The organism is Brevibacillus sp. NPDC003359 (assembly GCF_042878995.1).
Lineage (GTDB): Bacteria > Bacillota > Bacilli > Brevibacillales > Brevibacillaceae > Brevibacillus.
The window spans coordinates 1855535-1874353 of record NZ_JBIAOR010000001.1 but is presented as its reverse complement, the minus strand read 5'-3'; the positions used below and the strand labels follow the sequence as shown (position 1 = coordinate 1874353).

The 18819-nt window shown below is 46.6% G+C and carries 2 protein-coding genes; both read left to right on the top strand.

Going from position 1 to position 18819, the window contains the following annotated elements:
• Window positions 1-2: 2 nt before the first annotated feature.
• Window positions 3-11402 carry an SDR family NAD(P)-dependent oxidoreductase gene (locus ACFYU8_RS08690; RefSeq protein WP_390293957.1) on the top strand — a complete coding sequence of 3800 codons (11400 nt, stop codon included), beginning with the start codon at window positions 3-5 and terminating at the stop codon, window positions 11400-11402.
• A gap of 18 nt (window positions 11403-11420) precedes the next feature.
• Complete coding sequence (locus ACFYU8_RS08685) at window positions 11421-18794, top strand: beta-ketoacyl synthase N-terminal-like domain-containing protein (protein WP_390293959.1); 7374 nt, start codon at window positions 11421-11423, stop codon at window positions 18792-18794.
• Window positions 18795-18819 lie beyond the last annotated feature (25 nt).

Here is an 18819-nt window from a genome sequence, read left to right as displayed (position 1 = left end):
AAGTGCATGATCAGTTTCTCATAACTATCAACCATCCAATCCTCAAAAATCATAAAGCGCACGGTCAGGAACTGTTGCCCGGATTAGCCTATATTGATCTGTTGTATCAAATGTTTCGAGAAAATGGTCATGATTACAGCGAGCTTGAGCTTCGTAATCTAACGATCTATCATCCGATCATGGTGGGACAAGATTATGATGTATGGCTGAGCATTCAGTGCCAGGAAGGCAAAGCAGGACAGTGGCAGATTCGGATAGAGGGGCAGACACAGCGCAACGGCATTTTGGAATCGGAGAAAAAGCTATACGTCACTGCTGAAATGCATCCCCATGCTTCTACGCAGTTCGATGAAACGCTGGATCTTTCCATGATAGAGCAAGCTGCCAACAAAAAGGTCCATCTGCATGACGTGTATGAACAATGCCGCCGTCAGGAACTGGAGCACACAGGTTTTATGAAGGCAGAAGGAACGATTTACGAAACAGATTCTGCGGCGGTTATGGAGATTTCTCTCGGTAAACATGCCCTTCCCAGTGCGGAAGGGTTCATGTTTCACCCGACACTGATCGATGGGTCCGCGATCGGCTCGATGGTATTGTTCTCTTCGGTGGTCCAAGAAGAGCAACGGCTATTTTTGCCGCTTTTTTATGAATCTTTTCGTGCCTCCGCTCTATTACAGCAACATTGTTTTGCCAGAGTCCAAACTTCATCTATCCAACGAAAAAATGAGCTGATGTATATGACGATGGAGTTCTTTGATAGAACCGGTAGAAAAATAGCGCACTTGCAAAATTATGCGGGCAAGTTAGTTCGTGATCCTGGTCTGATCAATCCCAATAAAAAAGAAGCACCTCAGCCTCGAGCGGATATCCAACCAGCGAAGCAAACGGTATCACTGTCGAAAGGACCCATTCATGAGTCGAATGAGCCGCAGTCTGCATTAGTGAATCAAGTGCAATCTTTTTTACAACAGCTGCTGGCAGTTCGATTACAAGTTCCAGCCGCGCTGATCGATACGCAGATTGGTTACTATGAAATGGGGCTTAATTCACCGGGCTTGTTGGAGGTTGTGAAGGCTGTGGAAACGAAAGTGGGAACGGCGTTGTCTCCTACTTTATTGTTTGAATATACGAATATCGCTGAGCTGGCTGGCTATCTTGCCGAGAATCATGCTTCTGCATTCACCGGTCTTGATTTGATGAAACAGGAAACTAGACAAGAGGTGCCGCAACCTGCAACGGTCTTAGATTCATCCTCTGAGAAGAAAGCCGCTAATGCGGATGAAGCAATTGCGATCATTGGGATGGCAGGTCGTTATCCAGAGGCAAGAAATCTCCATGAATTTTGGATGAATGTAAAAGAGGGCAAAGACTGCATCAGAGAAGTACCGAAATCGCGTTGGGATTGGCAACAGTTTGGAGAACTTACATCCCCTTCAGGAAAGCAGATGTCCAAATGGGGAGGCTTTATTGAAGACCCGGATTGCTTTGACTCTCCATTTTTCAGAATATCGCCGCGGGAAGCTGAAACGATGGACCCTCAGGAGCGTTTGTTTTTGGAAACGTGCTGGGAAGCGATGGAGGATGCTGGCTATACGCCGAAGACGATTGTTCCACCGCGAGGGAGCAGTAACAGGCGGCAGGTTGGTGTCTTTGTTGGCGTAATGCATAAGGATTATTCCTTAATCGGAGCCGAAGCGATGTCTCGGGGAGAAATGTTCCCGTTATCCTTGAACTATGCACCTATTGCCAATCGCGTTTCTTATTTCTGCAATTTTCATGGTCCGAGCATGGCGATTGACACGGTATGCTCATCTTCGCTGACCGCTGTTCATTTGGCGTTGGAGAGCATCAAGCGCGGAGAATGCGAGGTAGCATTAGCGGGTGGCGTCAATTTATCCTTGCATCCTGGAAAATACTTGTCATATGGCATGATGGATATGCACTCTAGTGATGGCTATTGTCATACCTTTGGCAAGGATGGCGATGGATATGTTTCTGGAGAAGGCGTCGGTACGGTCGTGTTAAAGCCATTGCGCAAAGCGATGGAGGATGGAGATCATATCTACGCCGTGATTAAAGGAAGTAGCGTTAACCACGTCGGATCGGTGAGCGGACCGTCCGTGCCAAGCCCCGTTGCTCAGGCAGAAGTAATTACAGACTGCCTGGAAAAGAGCGGTGTGGACGCGCGAACGATCGGTTATGTGGAAGCGCACGGGACAGGAACTTCTTTAGGCGATCCGATTGAAATTCAAGGATTGGTGAAAGCGTTTCGTCAATATACAGAGGATCAGCAGTTTTGTTCCATTGGCTCGGTGAAATCAAATATCGGGCATGCAGAATCTGCCGCGGGTATTAGCGGTCTGCAAAAAGCTGTTCTTCAGCTCCACCATAAAACTCTCGTGGCTTCCTTACATGCCAAGGATGTAAATCCGTTTATTGATTTTGCGCAATCTCCGTTTTATGTACAACAGCGAACAGAAGAATGGAAATCGGTGGTCATGGAAAATGGACAAGAAGTTACCCGTCCGAGACGAGCAGGGGTAAGTTCATTTGGAGCTTCGGGGTCAAATGCCCATGTTATTTTGGAAGAATACATCCCAGCTGAAACAAAGCCGAAAGCTCAAGCAAATAACCCAGTGATCATCCCGCTATCTGCCAAGAATAAGGAACGACTGCAAGTCTATGCGCAAAAAGTAGCGGACTTTCTAAAAGAGGCATCAACTGACGATCGTCCTCAACCAAGCAAGGAAGAGAAGCAAAAGCAGCTTCAAGAAATGCTGGAGAAGAAGCTTCGCAGGACTTTATCCAGTATTATTCATGTGGGAGAGAACAGCATTGAGATTGAGCAAGAGTGGCATGAATACGGAGTAGACCTCGTTCAAATCACACAGCTCAAGCAAAAAATGCAAGAGGAGCTGCAAATTCAGCTCGATATCAAGGAGTTCGATCAAAGTAGCTGTATTGCTTCCGTCATCGCTTATCTCATGGATAACCATCGAGACGAAGTAGAAGTTCAGTCTTTTGCTGATCAAGCAAGGCAAATCAATCTAGAAAATGTGGCGTATACCCTGCAAGTAGGACGAGAAGGGATGAAAGAACGAGTAGCCTTTGTCGTCGAGGGTATACCTGAGCTGATCGGAAAATTAGAAGCTTATGCGAAAGGCGAGAATGCGATAGACGATTGCTGGGAAGGGCGCTTGAAGCCGAACAACGAGTCATTCGGATTTTTAAGCGAAGACCGAAGCGGGATTGCAGAAGGCAACATCAGAAAAATAGCTGAATTATGGGTGACAGGCTATGAAATGGATTGGGAACAGCTTTATCTGAATAGCAAACCTAGACGAGTTCCACTGCCGACGTACCCATTTGCGAAGAATCGTTATTGGATTCCAGAGAGCAAAAATAAATCTGTAAGCGGCAAGACAGCAGCCCCATTGATGATTGAAGCTACCATTCATCCATTGTTGCAGCGGAATACTTCTGATTTTTCTGAACAGAGGTTTAGCTCCACTTTTACAGGTCAGGAGTTTTTCCTAACAGACCATGTCGTGAAGAATCAGAGAATCCTACCGGGAGTTGCCTATCTGGAGATGGCGAGAGCAGCAGTAGAGCAAGCAACGGCTGCCTTGACAGAAGAACAAACCAGGATTCAACTCAAAAACGTTGTTTGGACACGGCCAATTGTTGTGGGGGACCAGTCTGCACAGGTACATATCAGTCTTGTTCCCGAAGAGAATGGCGAAATTACTTTTGAAATCTACAGTGAGTTGGAGGCTATGGATGCAGAGCCTGTCGTACACAGTCAGGGCAGCGTCACGCTTCAATCTATGACGGAGACACATGTCTTGAACCTGCCAGCCTTACAGGCAGAGTGCGGTCAACGTGAGTTTTCATCCGAACAATGCTACAGCATTTTTCATTCAATAGGAATGGATTATGGCTTGGCTCATCAGGGGATTGACACCTTGTATGTAGGGGAAGGCCAAGTATTAGCCAAGCTATCCCTGCCAGCGTCCGTCTCTCAAATAGAGAACCCTTTTGTACTGCATCCAAGCTTGATGGATTCTGCCTTGCAGGCATCTATCGGGCTCATGATGGGTGGGGAGGATACCCTATCAGCGGATGTGCCTTCTAGTCGTAAGCCGTCCTTGCCTTTTGCCATGGAGGAACTTGAAATTCACGGCAACTGCACATCCTCGATGTGGGCGTACGTTCGCTACAGTGCTAACAGCAGCGCAGATGACAAGGTGCAGAAGCTAGATATTGATTTGTGCGATGAACAAGGAGCCGTTTGTGTACGAATGAAGGGCTATTCCATGCGAGTGCTGGAGGATGGGAAGCAAGCGAACCACGTTTCTTCGAACAGAGCTTCTACCGTAACCTCATTGGAGCCTCCCGTGGGGAATCTCATGCTGTCCGCTGTGTGGGATTTGACTCCGGTTGAGAAGGGGCAGCTTTTCCCTGCTGCTGATGAGCAGGTTGTCATTGTGGGAGGAAATGAAGAGAAGTGGAGCGCCATTCAACTATACTATCCACGAGCACAAAGGCTGTCCATTGAGGCTGACAATACCATTGAGGAAATCGTACAACGACTGGAAGAGTTTGGTTCCGTTGATCATATGGTGTGGATCGCTCCTTTTGAAGTGATAGATTCCTTGGCGGATCATCGATTAATCGAGGGGCAAGATCAGGGAGTTATTCTATGCTTCCGAACGATTAAAGCCTTGCTTCACTTGGGATACGGAACTAAGGAGTTGGGGTGGAGTGTCATCACTGTCCAATCCCAGCCCATTCGTAAAACAGACGTTGTAAATCCTTGCCACGTTAGTATTCATGGTTTAATTGGTTCGATGGCGAAGGAATATCCTAACTGGAAGATTCGACTTGTGGATGTAGAGGCCGAAACTGAATGGCCATTGGATGATATGTTGACACTGCCAAGAGATCGTCAGGGGCGTCCGTGGGTTTATCGTCAGGGTGAATGGTATCGCCAGCAATTGCTTGCCATCGATCATCCTCCGATCGATCAGACACGTATGAAGCAGGGTGGCATTTATTTGGTTATTGGCGGTGCTGGTGGCATCGGCGAAGCATGGACCGAATATATGATTCGTACCTATCAAGCCCAGATCATTTGGCTTGGTCGTCGTCAAAAAAATGAAGAGATTCAGGCGAAGATGGATAGACTTGCCGCTTTTGGACCAGCACCAGACTATATCACTGCGGATGCAACGCAAAAGAACGCTTTGCAACAAGCTTATGAACAGATAAAGCAAACGTATTCACGGATTGACGGGGTTGTTCATTCTGCCATGGTCTTGGTTGAAGAAAGCTTGGAAATGATGCAAGAGGAAGGTTTCCGAGCAGTGCTTTCGTCCAAGGTTGATGTGAGTGTGAACATCGCCTTGGTGTTTGAGAAGGAAGCGTTGGATTTTGTACTATTCTTCTCTTCGCTCATGGCGGTTACAAAAGCTCCAAAGCAAAGCAACTACGCGGCAGGATGTACCTTTAAGGATGCATATGCTCATCAACTGACCCAAGTATGGCCAAGTGCGGTGAAAGTGATCAATTGGGGATATTGGAGCAGTGGCCAAGTGGAAGAGTCTCATCAAGAGATGATAGAAACCTATCGTCGTTTGGAGCAGATCGGCATTGGCCTTATTCAGCCTCCAGAAGCAATGCAAGCGATAGAGACACTTCTCGCAGGAGCCATGGATCAAATGGCTTTAATGAAGATTACGAAGCCGGTTGTCATTGAAGGGATGAAGGAAGAGGAATGGGTGGATGTTCACTCTGAACGCTATCCTTCCATGCTACAGCTCTCCGCTCATGAAAATGAGGATCTTGCTGATGTGGCGGCTTCTTTTATCAAGGAGAGGTTGAAGCAGGATCAATCCGCACGAATTCGGATTCTCGAGATCGGAGCAGGTACCGAAACGCCCAGTGCTTTCGTTTCACAAAAATTACAAGCTTATCAAGATCGTATAGAAGAGTACTGCTATACCAATATTTCCAGAGAAATGGTAATGCTCGGAGAAAAACAATTCGCTGCGATGTATCCTTTTATGAGCTTTCAAGTTTTTGATCCAGAAGCGGTATTAGGTGAACAAGCGATTCATGCTGGTGAATACGACCTGATTATCACAGCGAATAAACTGTACACCGCTCAGCGTATTCGCCAAGCCTTGCGTAACTGCAAGACACTCTTGAAAAGGAATGGCCTGCTTCTATTAGGTCTTTCATTACCTCATGAAGCTTGGCAGAAAGTATTGAGAGATGAGGGCTACCGAGTTGTCTCCTATCCACAGTTGATGATTGCTGAAAGTGACGGCGTTGTCCGCAAGTCCAAACGACAGCAGAAATCAATGGGGGGGACCGTAGCTTCTGCTCATCCAGTTCATCCAGCTACAGACAGAGGAACAGGCACGGAGGATACGCTTCGTGAGAAAAGCATTGCCTATTTCAAGCAATTGGTCGGAGAAACACTGAAAATTCCATTTGACCAGATCGACTCATCTGCGGCCTTAGAAGAGTATGGCATTGATTCGATTATGATTGTGCAAATGACTAATGTCTTACGGAAAAAATTACATGCTGTCAGCACGACCCTCTTCTTTGAATATCAAACCATTGACGCGCTGGTAGAGCATTTCATGACAACACAAACGGATGAATTGCTTGCCTTAGTAGGAATAGATGAACAGCAGCCTGTTCAAAAGCAAATAACCAACTCAGGAGCTTCTGCAAAGCCAACCAGAGAGCAAGCTGGCCCGATAATTAGAAAGTCAAAGTCCCGCCGTTTCCTACAATTTCTTGATACGGAAGGGGAAAAACCAATAGCATCGTCCAGGCAGGATGTGGCGATCATTGGTCTTTCAGGACGTTATCCGCAAGCGGAGGATGTCTGGGAGTTTTGGTCGCGCCTGCAAGAGGGGAAGAATTGTATCACGGAAGTACCGAAGAATCGTTGGAATTGGCAAGAATTTTTCAGCGAAGAAAAAGGAAAAAGAGGATACACGTACACCAAATGGGGCGGCTTTATCGAGGATATTGATAAATTCGACCCATTGTTTTTCCAAATTTCTCCTAACGAAGCAGAGCAGATGGACCCTCAAGAGCGTTTATTTTTAGAAACGGCATACGCTAGTATGGAAGATGCGGGTTATACGCCTGCCACTTTAGGAGAAAGCAGAAAAGTTGGGGTATTTGTTGGTGTCATGAATGGAAATTACCCAGCAGGAACGAGCTACTGGTCCATTGCGAATCGTCTATCCTACTTGTTCAATTTCCAAGGTCCAAGTCTGGCAGTGGATACGGCGTGCTCCTCTTCTTTGACGGCGATCCATTTGGCCTTGGAAAGCCTGTATAGCGGTACAAGTGAATGTGCCATTGCTGGCGGGGTCAATTTAATTGTCGATCCGTTTCACTATATTCGACTGTCTGGAGCGACGATGCTTTCTGCTGGTGACCGTTGCAAGTCGTTTGGCGACCAAGCGGACGGCTTTGTAGATGGAGAAGGTGTGGGAGCAATCGTATTGAAGCCTCTGCAAAAGGCGATTGCCGACGGAGACCACATCTACGGCGTAATCAAGGGAAGCATGCTCAATTCTGGCGGCAAAACAAATGGATATACGGTTCCAAACCCCATCGTGCAGTCGCAGGTAATCGACGAAGCATTGCAGCGGGCAGGAGTGGATGCTCGTGCCGTCAGCTATATCGAAGCCCACGGTACAGGTACCGCTCTGGGAGATCCAATCGAGATTGCGGGGCTGACTCGCGCGTTTGGACAATATACGAAAGACAAACAATTCTGCGCCATCGGCTCGGCCAAGTCGAACATTGGGCATACGGAGAGCGCGGCAGGAATAGCAGGATTGACCAAAATATTGCTTCAGATGAAATACGGTCAAATCGCACCATCCTTGCACGCTGAGGTGATGAATCCAAACATTGATTTCAGTCATACACCATTTGTGATTCAGCAAGAGCTGGCGGAATGGAAACGTCCAATGATTGAGATCAACGGAGTAACCAAGGAGTATCCGAGAATCGCGGGGCTGTCTTCTTTTGGGGCGGGAGGATCCAATGTCCATATCGTCATCGAAGAGTATCTCGAAGCAGACAGACAACCCGAGAGTAGCATTCAGCCACAACATCCAAAAATAATCGTGCTCTCAGCGAAGAACGAAGAGAGACTGTTCGCTCAAGTGGATCGATTATTGATGGCGATCAAAGCAGAAGCATTAACCGATGCCCATTTGGCTAATATCGCTTATACGCTCCAAGTAGGGCGAGAAGCGCTGGAAGAACGCTTGGCTGTTATCGTCAGATCAGTGAATGAGCTGGAGGAAAAACTAACGTATTTTGCAAAAGGAGCAGATCACATTGCCGAGCTGTATCGTGGGCGAGTGAAGCGCAATCATGACACGGTAGCTCTTTTTGCTGACGAAGATATGAAGCAAACCGTGGAGACATGGATGACCAAAGGGAAATACGCAAAACTGATGAACCTTTGGGTCCAGGGCGTCTCTTTTGATTGGAATAAGCTGTATAGCGACGATAAGCCGCGCCGCGTCAGTTTGCCTACCTATCCTTTTGCTAGAGAGCGTTACTGGATGGACGTTCAAAAGCCAAAGGTAACAGGCATGACTGAAGCATCCTCGGCTCGGGGAGACATCCTCCATCCATTGCTTCATAAGAACACCTCTGACCTCTATGAGCTGAGATACAGTTCTAGCTTCACACGGCAGGAGTCGTTCTTGGCTGATCATCTTGGAAACGGGCAGCGCTTCTTTCCAATCACCGCTTATCTGGAAATGGCAAGGGCGGCAGTGAAGCTGGCAGCTGGAGATAGAGAGGGGACTTTCACTGGAATCCGAATGACTCATGTTGCTACAGATCATCCGCTAGTGGTGGGCGACGATCTGGTTCAGGTACATCTGGGTATCTATCCAGAGGACACTGGAGAGCTCGCTTATGAAATCTACAGTGAGGCGATAGAAGATGATACCAAGTCTGTGGTACATAGCCAAGGCATGGTCGAATTCACTTCGTTCGTTGAAGCACCAACGCTGGATCTACCTGCCCTGCAAGCCGAGAGCAGCGAGATGCTTACTTCCCGACAATGCTACGAGATGTTAAAAGAACGTGGAATGGATGTTCATCCGAATTTTCAAGGGATGGACCAAATGTACAGGACTCAGAGACAAGTACTTGTAAAACTCTCCTTGCCTTCGATTGCTAGGGAGACAGCAGGACAATTCGTTCTCCATCCTAGCTTGTTGGAGTCTCTGTTGCAGTCCTCTCATTATCTCATCAAGGAGTCTACACCTTCTGACAACATCAGCTCCATCCAACCAGATGGTTCTTTTACCATTGAAGAGCTGGAGATCTTCGAGAATCATCCTGCTGTCATGTATGCTCTCATTCGATCCCGTGATGATGTCCAAGCGGAGAATCATACAGGGAAAATAGATATTGATCTATGTGACGGGGCAGGCAGAATAGGCGTGAGGGTGAAAGGTTTTTCAGTTGGGATTGAAAAACTGGGTGCAACGGTGAGCGAGACTCAGGCAACAGCGACTTCCACCCCACCGCTGATGGGAACTACGATGCTCACTCCAGTATGGAATGCCGTGTCTTTAGAAAAAGGTGAAATCATTCCAGCGACAAGTGATCAGGTTGTCATCGTTTGTGCCGAAGAAAAGGACAGAAGTCTCCTTCTACATCACTACCCTCAAGCTACTGTACTACCGCTTCAGTCAAAGGATTCTATTGAGGGAATCGCTAGTAAACTGGAAGAGCAGGGTGTGATCGATCATATCCTGTGGGTAGCTCCTGACAGCTCTGTGGAATCCGTAAAAGAGGAATCCTTGATGAGCGAACAGGAGCGGGGCGTTATTCAAGTTTTCCGTTTGATCAAGGCTTTGCTTGCGGCGGGGTATCACACGAGAGACTTGGGCTGGACTATCATTACTGTTCAGGCGCAGGCTGTCTACAAAAAAGATACTGTCTATCCAACACATGCCAGCATCCACGGTTTGATCGGATCGATGGCAAAGGAATATCCGAACTGGAAGGTAAGACTCGTCGATTTGCAGGCTCACAGCGATTGGCCGCTACGTGATATTTTTACTTTACCTGCCGATGCTCATGGAAACGCTTGGGCATATCGTGGACAAGCGTGGTATCGCCAGCAATTGATGCCAGTCCAGAGTCCTTCCATCAACCAAACCGTTTACAAGCAACAGGGAGTCTATGTTGTGATTGGAGGCGCGGGCGGTATTGGACAAGCGTGGAGCGAATACATGATTCGCACCTATCAAGCACAGATGATTTGGATCGGCCGCCGTAAGAAAGATGAGTCGATCCAGAACAAAATAGATCAACTTGCTACCCTGGGACCTGCGCCGCACTACATCGAAGCAGATGCTACGGATCGCGAATCGCTGCAATCTGCTTATGAAGAGATCAAGAAGCGATATGGCAAGATGAACGGAGTGATTCATTCCGCTATTGTTCTACTGGATAGAAGTCTGGCGAATATGGACGAGACAACCTTCCGAGCTGGGCTGGTACCAAAAGTAGAGGTAAGTGTGCGGATGAGTCAAGTATTCGGAGAAGAACCATTGGATTTCGTCCTGTTTTTCTCTTCGATCAACTCGTTTACGAAATCGCCTGGACAAAGTAATTATGCTTCAGGCTGCGCCTTTAAAGATGCTTTCGCCCATCAGCTTGCCGAGGAATGGACATGTGCGGTGAAAGTAATGAACTGGGGATACTGGGGGAGTGTTGGAATTGTTGCGTCCAAGGGGTATCAGGAACGCATGGCACAGATCGGTATTGGATCGATTGAACCTTCGGAAGGGATGGAGGCATTGGAAGCCTTGCTATCAGGTCCGATGAATCAATTAGCGTTGATGAAAACAACTAAGCCACTCGATATGGAAGGAATCCATACAAGTGAATCGGTTGCGGTCGTTTCAGAGAAAATTTCCTCCAGCATGGCAAGCATTAAAAACAAGCTAAAAGTAAAAAAGATGCCCAAAGCAGCAGCGTATTTTGAATCAGAATCAGAATCGGATACGGACACGGACACAGACACAGACACAGACAGCTTGTTTGATAAGGTCCAAGCAACGATCATTCAACTCGCCTCTCAAATTCTCAAGGTGGAGAGAGAAGAGATAGATACGGATATTGAACTAAAGGAGTATGGATTCGATCCAGTCAAGCTCACCGAATTTTCTACTAAAATCAATCAAAAGTACAAGCTTGAACTGACACCTGCTGTGATGACGGACTATCCAACGCTTAAGCACATCGCTGAATATCTAGTTGATACCACCCTGAAAAATCAATCAGCAAGTGAACAGAAAGAACGGGTTCAATACGTGTAAGCCGAAGGAGTGCCTAGAATGAACAAAATGGACGAGCTTCTTTTAAAGTTACTGTGGAGTCAAATGCAGTCGCTTGGCTGCTTTACAAAAAAGAATCAGGCGCTCAGCGATCTCAAAAGAAAAAGCGGTCTGCTTGACTTATATGACATGTGGCTCGAAGAAACGGCTTCTGTTTTGGCTCAGAATGATTATCTCGTTTACGATCGCGCAACATCTACCGTGATCGATCCTGCTCCCATTTCTAGTGCCGCTGTCTGGCAAGAATGGGAGCAAGAAAAAGAGGTTTGGCTAAAGAATCCGGATACGAATGCGCAAGTCAAGCTCGTAGAGGCAACCTTGCGTGCTTTACCGCAAATACTCACGGGAAAAGTGCGAGCCACAGAAGTCATCTTTCCCAATTCGTCGATGGAATTAGTCGAGAAGGTATACAAAAATAACACGGTTTCCGACTACTTCAATGAAGTGCTTGCCGATACATTGGTTGCTTTTGTTGAGGAACGGCTGAACCAAGATGCTGCGGCACGCATTCGCATTCTCGAGATTGGGGCAGGTACGGGAGGAACGAGTGCCGTTGTTTTCCAAAAACTAAAGGCGTATCAAGAGCATATCGAGGAATATTGCTACACAGACCTGTCCAAAGCCTTTTTCATGCATGCAGAAAAAGAGTATGGACCAAGCTATCCTTATTTGACCTACCAGATTTTCAACGTAGAAGAGCCGCTTGTGGGACAAGGAATTGATCTAGGCGAATATGATATTGCGATTGCAGCAAATGTACTGCACGCCACCAAAAATATTCGTCAAACCTTGCGGAATGCGAAAGCCGTATTAAAGGAGAACGGCTTGCTTCTGCTAAATGAAATGAGTAAAAATACCATCTTCCTCCATCTTACCTTTGGTTTGCTGGAGGGATGGTGGCTGTACGAAGACCCAGAGCTGCGCATCTCAGGCTGCCCTGGGTTATCTTCGTCAACGTGGCTGAGAGTATTGGAGGAAGAAGGGTTTCAGTCGGTCTTTTTCCCAACAGACGAGGCGCATGCGATGGGGCAGCAGATTATTGCTACCGAAAGCGACGGCGTGATCCGCCAACAGCAAATAAAACAGCCTAAACCTAAGCCGAGCGTAAATGCGGAACAGTCAAAAGCAAAGAGAGTGAACATGCCTTCCGCTCCAAAAGGAAGGGCATTCGAGGATGTCCTGCGCGAAAGAAGTACCGAATACATCAAACAGTTGATCGCTGAAACGCTGAAAATGCCGACTAATCGAATGGATACTACGGAGCCTTTAGAGGCATATGGTATGGATTCCATTTTATCTGTACAACTGATCAATCAATTTCGGAAAATTTTCGGTGAAACCATCAGCGGTACTTTGTTTTTTGAATATCAGACGGTGGATGACTTAGTACAACATTTAATAGAGACACAAAGAGAAGCGCTGATTTCGTTCACAGGAGTAGATGAGCAGAAGCAGGAGCAGGAGCCAAATCGAACGGAAGATCATGCTGAGTTTGATCAATTGCCGAAAACCGAAGTGAAACGAAACCCAAGAAAAACGAGAGCATTTACGTCTTCTACTCACTCGCAAATGACGGCATCCAAGCCTGCGTCCTCCGGTAAAATAGCGGTTATTGGCATGAGTGGGCGCTTTGCTCAAGCGAACACCTTGGACGAGTTTTGGGAAAATTTAGTACAGGGTAAAAAGTCTATCTCAGAAATCCCAGAAAAGCGTTGGGATTGGACAGCGTATTATCATCCAAATCGGGAGGAAGCTATTTCCAAAGGAAAAAGCTATAGCAAATGGGGCGCTTTCTTAGAAGACTTTGATCAGTTTGATCCGTTATTTTTTCAAATGACTCCGCGAGAAGCAGAAAATATAGACCCTCAAGAGCGCCTTTATCTAGAAGAGTGCTGGAAGGCGTTAGAAGATGCGGGTTATGCCTCATCGAAGATGTCTACCGAGCTGCGCAAGAGAACGGGGGTTTTTGGTGGGATTACGAAACAAGGATTTCATTTGTATAGTACAGAAACCACCCATCATTTTCCGACAACCTCGTATTCATCGATGGTCAATCGGGCTTCGTACTATTTGAATTTACAAGGTCCAAGTATGCCGATCGATACGATGTGTTCCTCAGCTTTGGTAGCGATTCATGAAGCATGTGAATACATCCGGAACGGGAAGGGAAGCATGGCGATTGCTGGTGGAGTGAATCTGTACACACATCCACATACCTACTTCGGTCTGACTGTGGGACAGCTTATCTCCCATACTTCTGACAGTGCTGCCTTTGGGAATGGCGGAATTGGTTTTGTACCGGGCGAGGGAGTGGGTGCTATTGTTCTCAAGGATTACGATCAGGCTGTACAGGACCTGGACCATATCTATGCCGTGATACGAGGAACCGCCGTCAACCATAAGGGCAAAGCCAATGGCTACATGACACCAAGCCCCAATCCAATTGCAGCTGTGATTGGAGAGGCGTTGGAAGAAAGTGGACTGGACCCTCGATCCATTAGTTATCTAGAAGCCTCTGCCTATGGATCAGACATAGTAGATGCCGTAGAAATGACAGCGGTGACGAAAGCTTTTCACAACCGTCAAGGAACAGAAGGGAATTATCGACTCGGTTCGGTCAAACCGAATATCGGGCATTGTGAATCAGCTTCTGGTATGTCGCAGTTAATGAAAGTGATTTTATCCTTACAGCATCAGACGCTGGTTCCAACCTTAATGCCTGACGAATTGAATCCGAATATTCATTTTGATCAACTCCCATTTCAATTGCAGCGAGAAGTATCAGAATGGAAGAAGGTCACAGTAGATGGGCAGACAGTCCCCCGACGAGCAGGCATTACCAGCTTTGGCGGCGGTGGAGTGAATGCCCATCTTATCGTTGAGGAATACGACCGCAACCTGCAACCTCAAACCCTGTCATCATCAAACAGAGTAAACGACCCAGAACCTGAGCTGTTTATCTTTTCGGCCAAGAATAAAGAGAGATTGCATGCGTACATTCAACGTTGGATTGGTTATTTGCATAAGAACCAGGATATTGATGTAGCAAATACTGCTTACACTCTTCAAATCGGAAGAGAAGAAATGTCTTGCCGTTTAGCTGTCATCACCAATAGTCAAACAGAGCTTTTACAGCAACTGGAACGCTGGTTGGAACATCAAGAAGAGACGGAACAATGCTTTTTGGCAGATCTCAAGGATCACAAAGAATTGATGTCAGACCGGGTTGCTCAGGCAATCGAATCAAGAGATATAGGCGAACTAGCAAAATTGTGGGTTCTAGGCAATCCCATCCCTTGGCAAAAGCTGCATGAAGGGAAGGAGTTATTCCGAGTAGCTAAGCTCCCAACCTATCCGTTTAAGAGGAGAATGTGTTGGATAGAACCCAATCAAACGAATCGCTCTAGGAGGGAGACAAGCATGACATCCGCTCATCCAGAATTCGAAAACAAAGCCGTTGAGATTTATACATATAGTGCCAACAGCAGCGAAGCAGAGTTTTCGGAAGATTACTTGACCGTATGCCCATTTGAAAGGAAAATTCCAGGCTTTTCAATGAGCCGTGTCATCTTGAACCCTGAAAAATATCCATTGGAAAGAGAAATGGTAAGAGAGAAGCAAGTAGAGATGCGCCAAGTACTATTTTGCAAAGAAAATTTTTCTCGTGTGCAAAAGGTATTGGACTTCGGATGCGGTCATGGGACAGATGTGATTCAAATAGCAGAGCTCTATCCGCATATTGAAACCCATGGCTTTACAATTACTAAGGCGCAAGCAGAGCTTGGAAATCAACGGATCGCGCAGAAAAACCTGGGAGCTCGTGCGAAGATATTCAATAAAGACAGCTCGAAGGATTCCTTTCCCGATCTCTACGACATCATTGTTGGGATTGAAGTGAGCTTCCATATTCGAAACAAACACGGATTATTTCACAATATCTCATCTTCTCTGAACGAAGAGGGAACGGTTCTGTTGATCGATTATATAGCCAATACGCGAGGACCGATCGTAGACCCGAACGTAGAAATCACGATCCCCACCGTTCAAGAGTGGATTGAGCTTTTAGCGGAGCATCAGTTCGTGATCGATGAAATCATCGACGTATCGCCGCAGATTGCTAACTCCTTGCATGATCCTGATGTGGAACAGTACATCAAGCATCTGCCTAAAGCTGTTCAAGATTTGTATATCAACACGGTGAACCAATCCATCTCTCTTGAAAAAGGCTGGATTAGCTATTGCTTGTTTAAGCTGAAAAAGGCTCCGCATCTTGCGTACACGAAGCGTTGTGAATGGAATGCCGGCAAACTATCGAATAAGAGACCTTATCCAGAAGCATTAGCGGAAATGGTAAACAGCGGTTATATTCCTTATCCGAAAAAGCAAATGAGAACGCTCACCTCTCCAAATCAGCAAGACTACAGCAGTCATTGGAATCGGGAAACAATCAAAGAATCCTTGGTCGAGGCTTTTGCCGCTGTTTTAGGTCTTCACCCAGAAGAACTAGAAGAAGTAGCGACCTTGAAGGATATAGGAATTGGCTCTCTTAACGCGGTTGCCTTATCCGAAATGATTAACAGCAAATTCAATCTGAGATTACCGACCAGTGTTGTGTTTGAGCATAATACGCTAGATTCATTGGCAACCTATATTGCTAGTCATGTGCAGGAATACGTGCCTAGCCAGCTCCATTCCAGTAAACCTTTCGTGTCTGATGCTCAACATCAAACGATTTCATCTGAATATTCTGAACGAAAACGCGATATGGCGGATAAGTCCATTCCAGATCGGACAAAAATCAAAGCGAGCCTGATCGAGGTCTTTTCTACCGTTTTAGGCTTGAGACAAGAAGAGCTGGAAGAAGTGGAGTCCCTAAAGGAGTTGGGAATCGGCTCTCTCAATGCCGTTCAATTATCCGAAGCCATCAATAGCAAGTTTCATCTGAAGCTACCAACAAGTGTTGTGTTTGAGCATAATACGCTAGCAGCATTGGCGAGCTACATCGCTACTCATCTACCAGAGCGCCAACCAGCACAAACAGAATCGTTTTACCAAAATCATAGAAATCTTGAAGAGAAGCCTGTTTATACAGAGAGAGGAGTCTCGACTCGTCATAAAGTCTACGAACCGCAGAAAATAGCCTCCGATGATATTGCGATCATTGGGATTTCCTGCCGCACAGCAGGTGCCCAGGGGCAAGATGAATTCTGGGAGCTTGTCAGTCAGGGCAAAGATTGCATAAAAGAAGTTACGAATCCAGACTGGCGCGCCTTTTTCAAAGAAAATGCATTAGTAGATATTCCGATTAGATACGGGGCGATGGAGGATATTGAATACTTTGATCCAGCGTTTTTTAAAATTTCTCCTACCGAAGCCCAATCGATGGATGTCACGCAGCGCATCCTTTTACAAGAGAGCTATAAAGCGCTAGAGGACGCAGGCTACACCCCGTCCATGCTGAGAGGAGAACCTGTTGGAACCGTCATTGGCGCCATGGCGGGAATGACAGTAGAACAAGATTTCTCTCATTTTGGCATGCTCGGATCGGATACGAGTATACTCGCATCGCGCATCGCTTATTTCCTTGATCTAAAAGGACCGGCTCTAGCTGTTAACACAGCTTGCTCATCCTCTTTGGTTGCGATCGATATTGCCTGCCAAAAGCTGAAGACGGAAGAGGTCAATCTGGCCATCGCAGGAGGAGTTACGATTTATTCTCATCCTGCTCCGTTTATCTCGATGAGTAACGCAAGGATGCTTTCTCCTACAGGCGAGTGCCGTCCGTTTGACAATGGTGCCAATGGCATTGTAGTTGGGGATGGAGTTGGCGTTGTTATTTTAAAAAGATTGCAAGATGCAATGCGGGATAACGACAACATCTATGGTGTCATCCGTGGCAGTGGAACCAATCAGGATGGACGGACATTGGGCATCACCGTGCCGAGCTTCCAAGCACAAAGCGATCTGCAAAAAACCATTTACGCGAAAAAACAGATTGATGTGGAGGACATTCAATATATCGAGGCACACGGAACCGCAACTAAATTAGGGGACCCTGTAGAGATTCATGCGCTGAGTGAATCATTCCGCCAATTCACGCCGAAGAAACGTTTCTGCGCGATTGGTTCTTTGAAAGCCAATATCGGTCATACCACAGCAGCGGCTGGGGTGTTGAGTGTCATCAAGGTTTTACTCAGCATGAAAAACAAGAAGATGGCTCCTTCAATCCATTTTGTCAAAGAGAACGAGCACATTGATTTTGAAAACAGCCCTGTTTATGTGAATACCAAGCTGCAAGACTGGCAGACCAATTCCAAAGGCTCTCGTTTGGCAGCGGTCAGCTCTTTTGGCTTCAGCGGCACCAATGCTCATCTGGTGATCGAAGAGTTTGATAGAAGCAAAGGAAGATCCTCTGCTCCTGTTGAGGGTCAAGAGTTAGCGACGGGAGTCTTCGTGCTATCAGCGGAATCACGTGAGCAATTAGTGGCCTATGCTGAGAAAACAAAGGCATTTATAGAGAAGCATCATGATGTGGGCCTGGCAGATTTTCTCTACACCTATCAGACTGCAAAGGAATCCATGTCTCATCGAATAGCAGTCGTGGTCAACAGGAAAGAGCAGCTGATTGGACAGCTAGAGCAATTCATACAAGGTAATGGAGCAAAAACGGTTGATATGTTTATCGGAGAAAGTAACAAAACGGGTGGAATCAAGATCGGCGACACAGAAGAGGGAAGGGATTTTATTCGCAATCTCGCTCTGAACAAGAAGATCAAAAAGCTGGCGGAGCTATGGGTTCATGGCAACGAAATAGAGTGGGAAGCTCTCTATCCAAATAGAATGGTGAGCCGTCTATCAGGACTGCCAAGCTATCCTTTTGCCAACGAACGATACCGTTTACCCAAAGTTGTCATAGGCACCCGCACCCATCAAGAAGCCGCTGCCACCTACGAGCTGACAGCAGAAAAACCCGAACACAGAGCAGCGGATATAGCCAAATCAACTGAGGTACCTCGTGATCAGGCGGAAGAACCTGTATGCAAGCCTACCTCCGTTATCCATCAAGATGTCATACAAGCTGACGATGACGATACACCACGTAACGAACTCGTGCGAAAAATTGCTGCTGCTTGGGAAGAGGTACTTGGAGTGAAAAACGTTGACATCCACAAAAACTTTCAAGACCTGGGTGGCGATTCGATCATGGCTACTCAGATTATTTCCAGATTGAAGAATAGCTTCCCGGTTGATTTGAATTTAGACAATCTCTTTTCGGCGCCAACCGTTGCAGGAATGGCGGAGCTGATTGAAGAGGAACTGATTGCTGTTATTGATGAGCTTCCAGAAGAGACGATTTTGGAGCTATTAAGCTGATGAATTCATCTATAGGGAAGGAGCA

Excerpts from the sequence above, each read along its gene's own strand:
- ACFYU8_RS08685 (WP_390293959.1), top strand. The coding sequence starts at position 11,421 with ATGAACAAAATGGACGAGCTTCTTTTAAAGTTACTGTGGAGTCAAATG.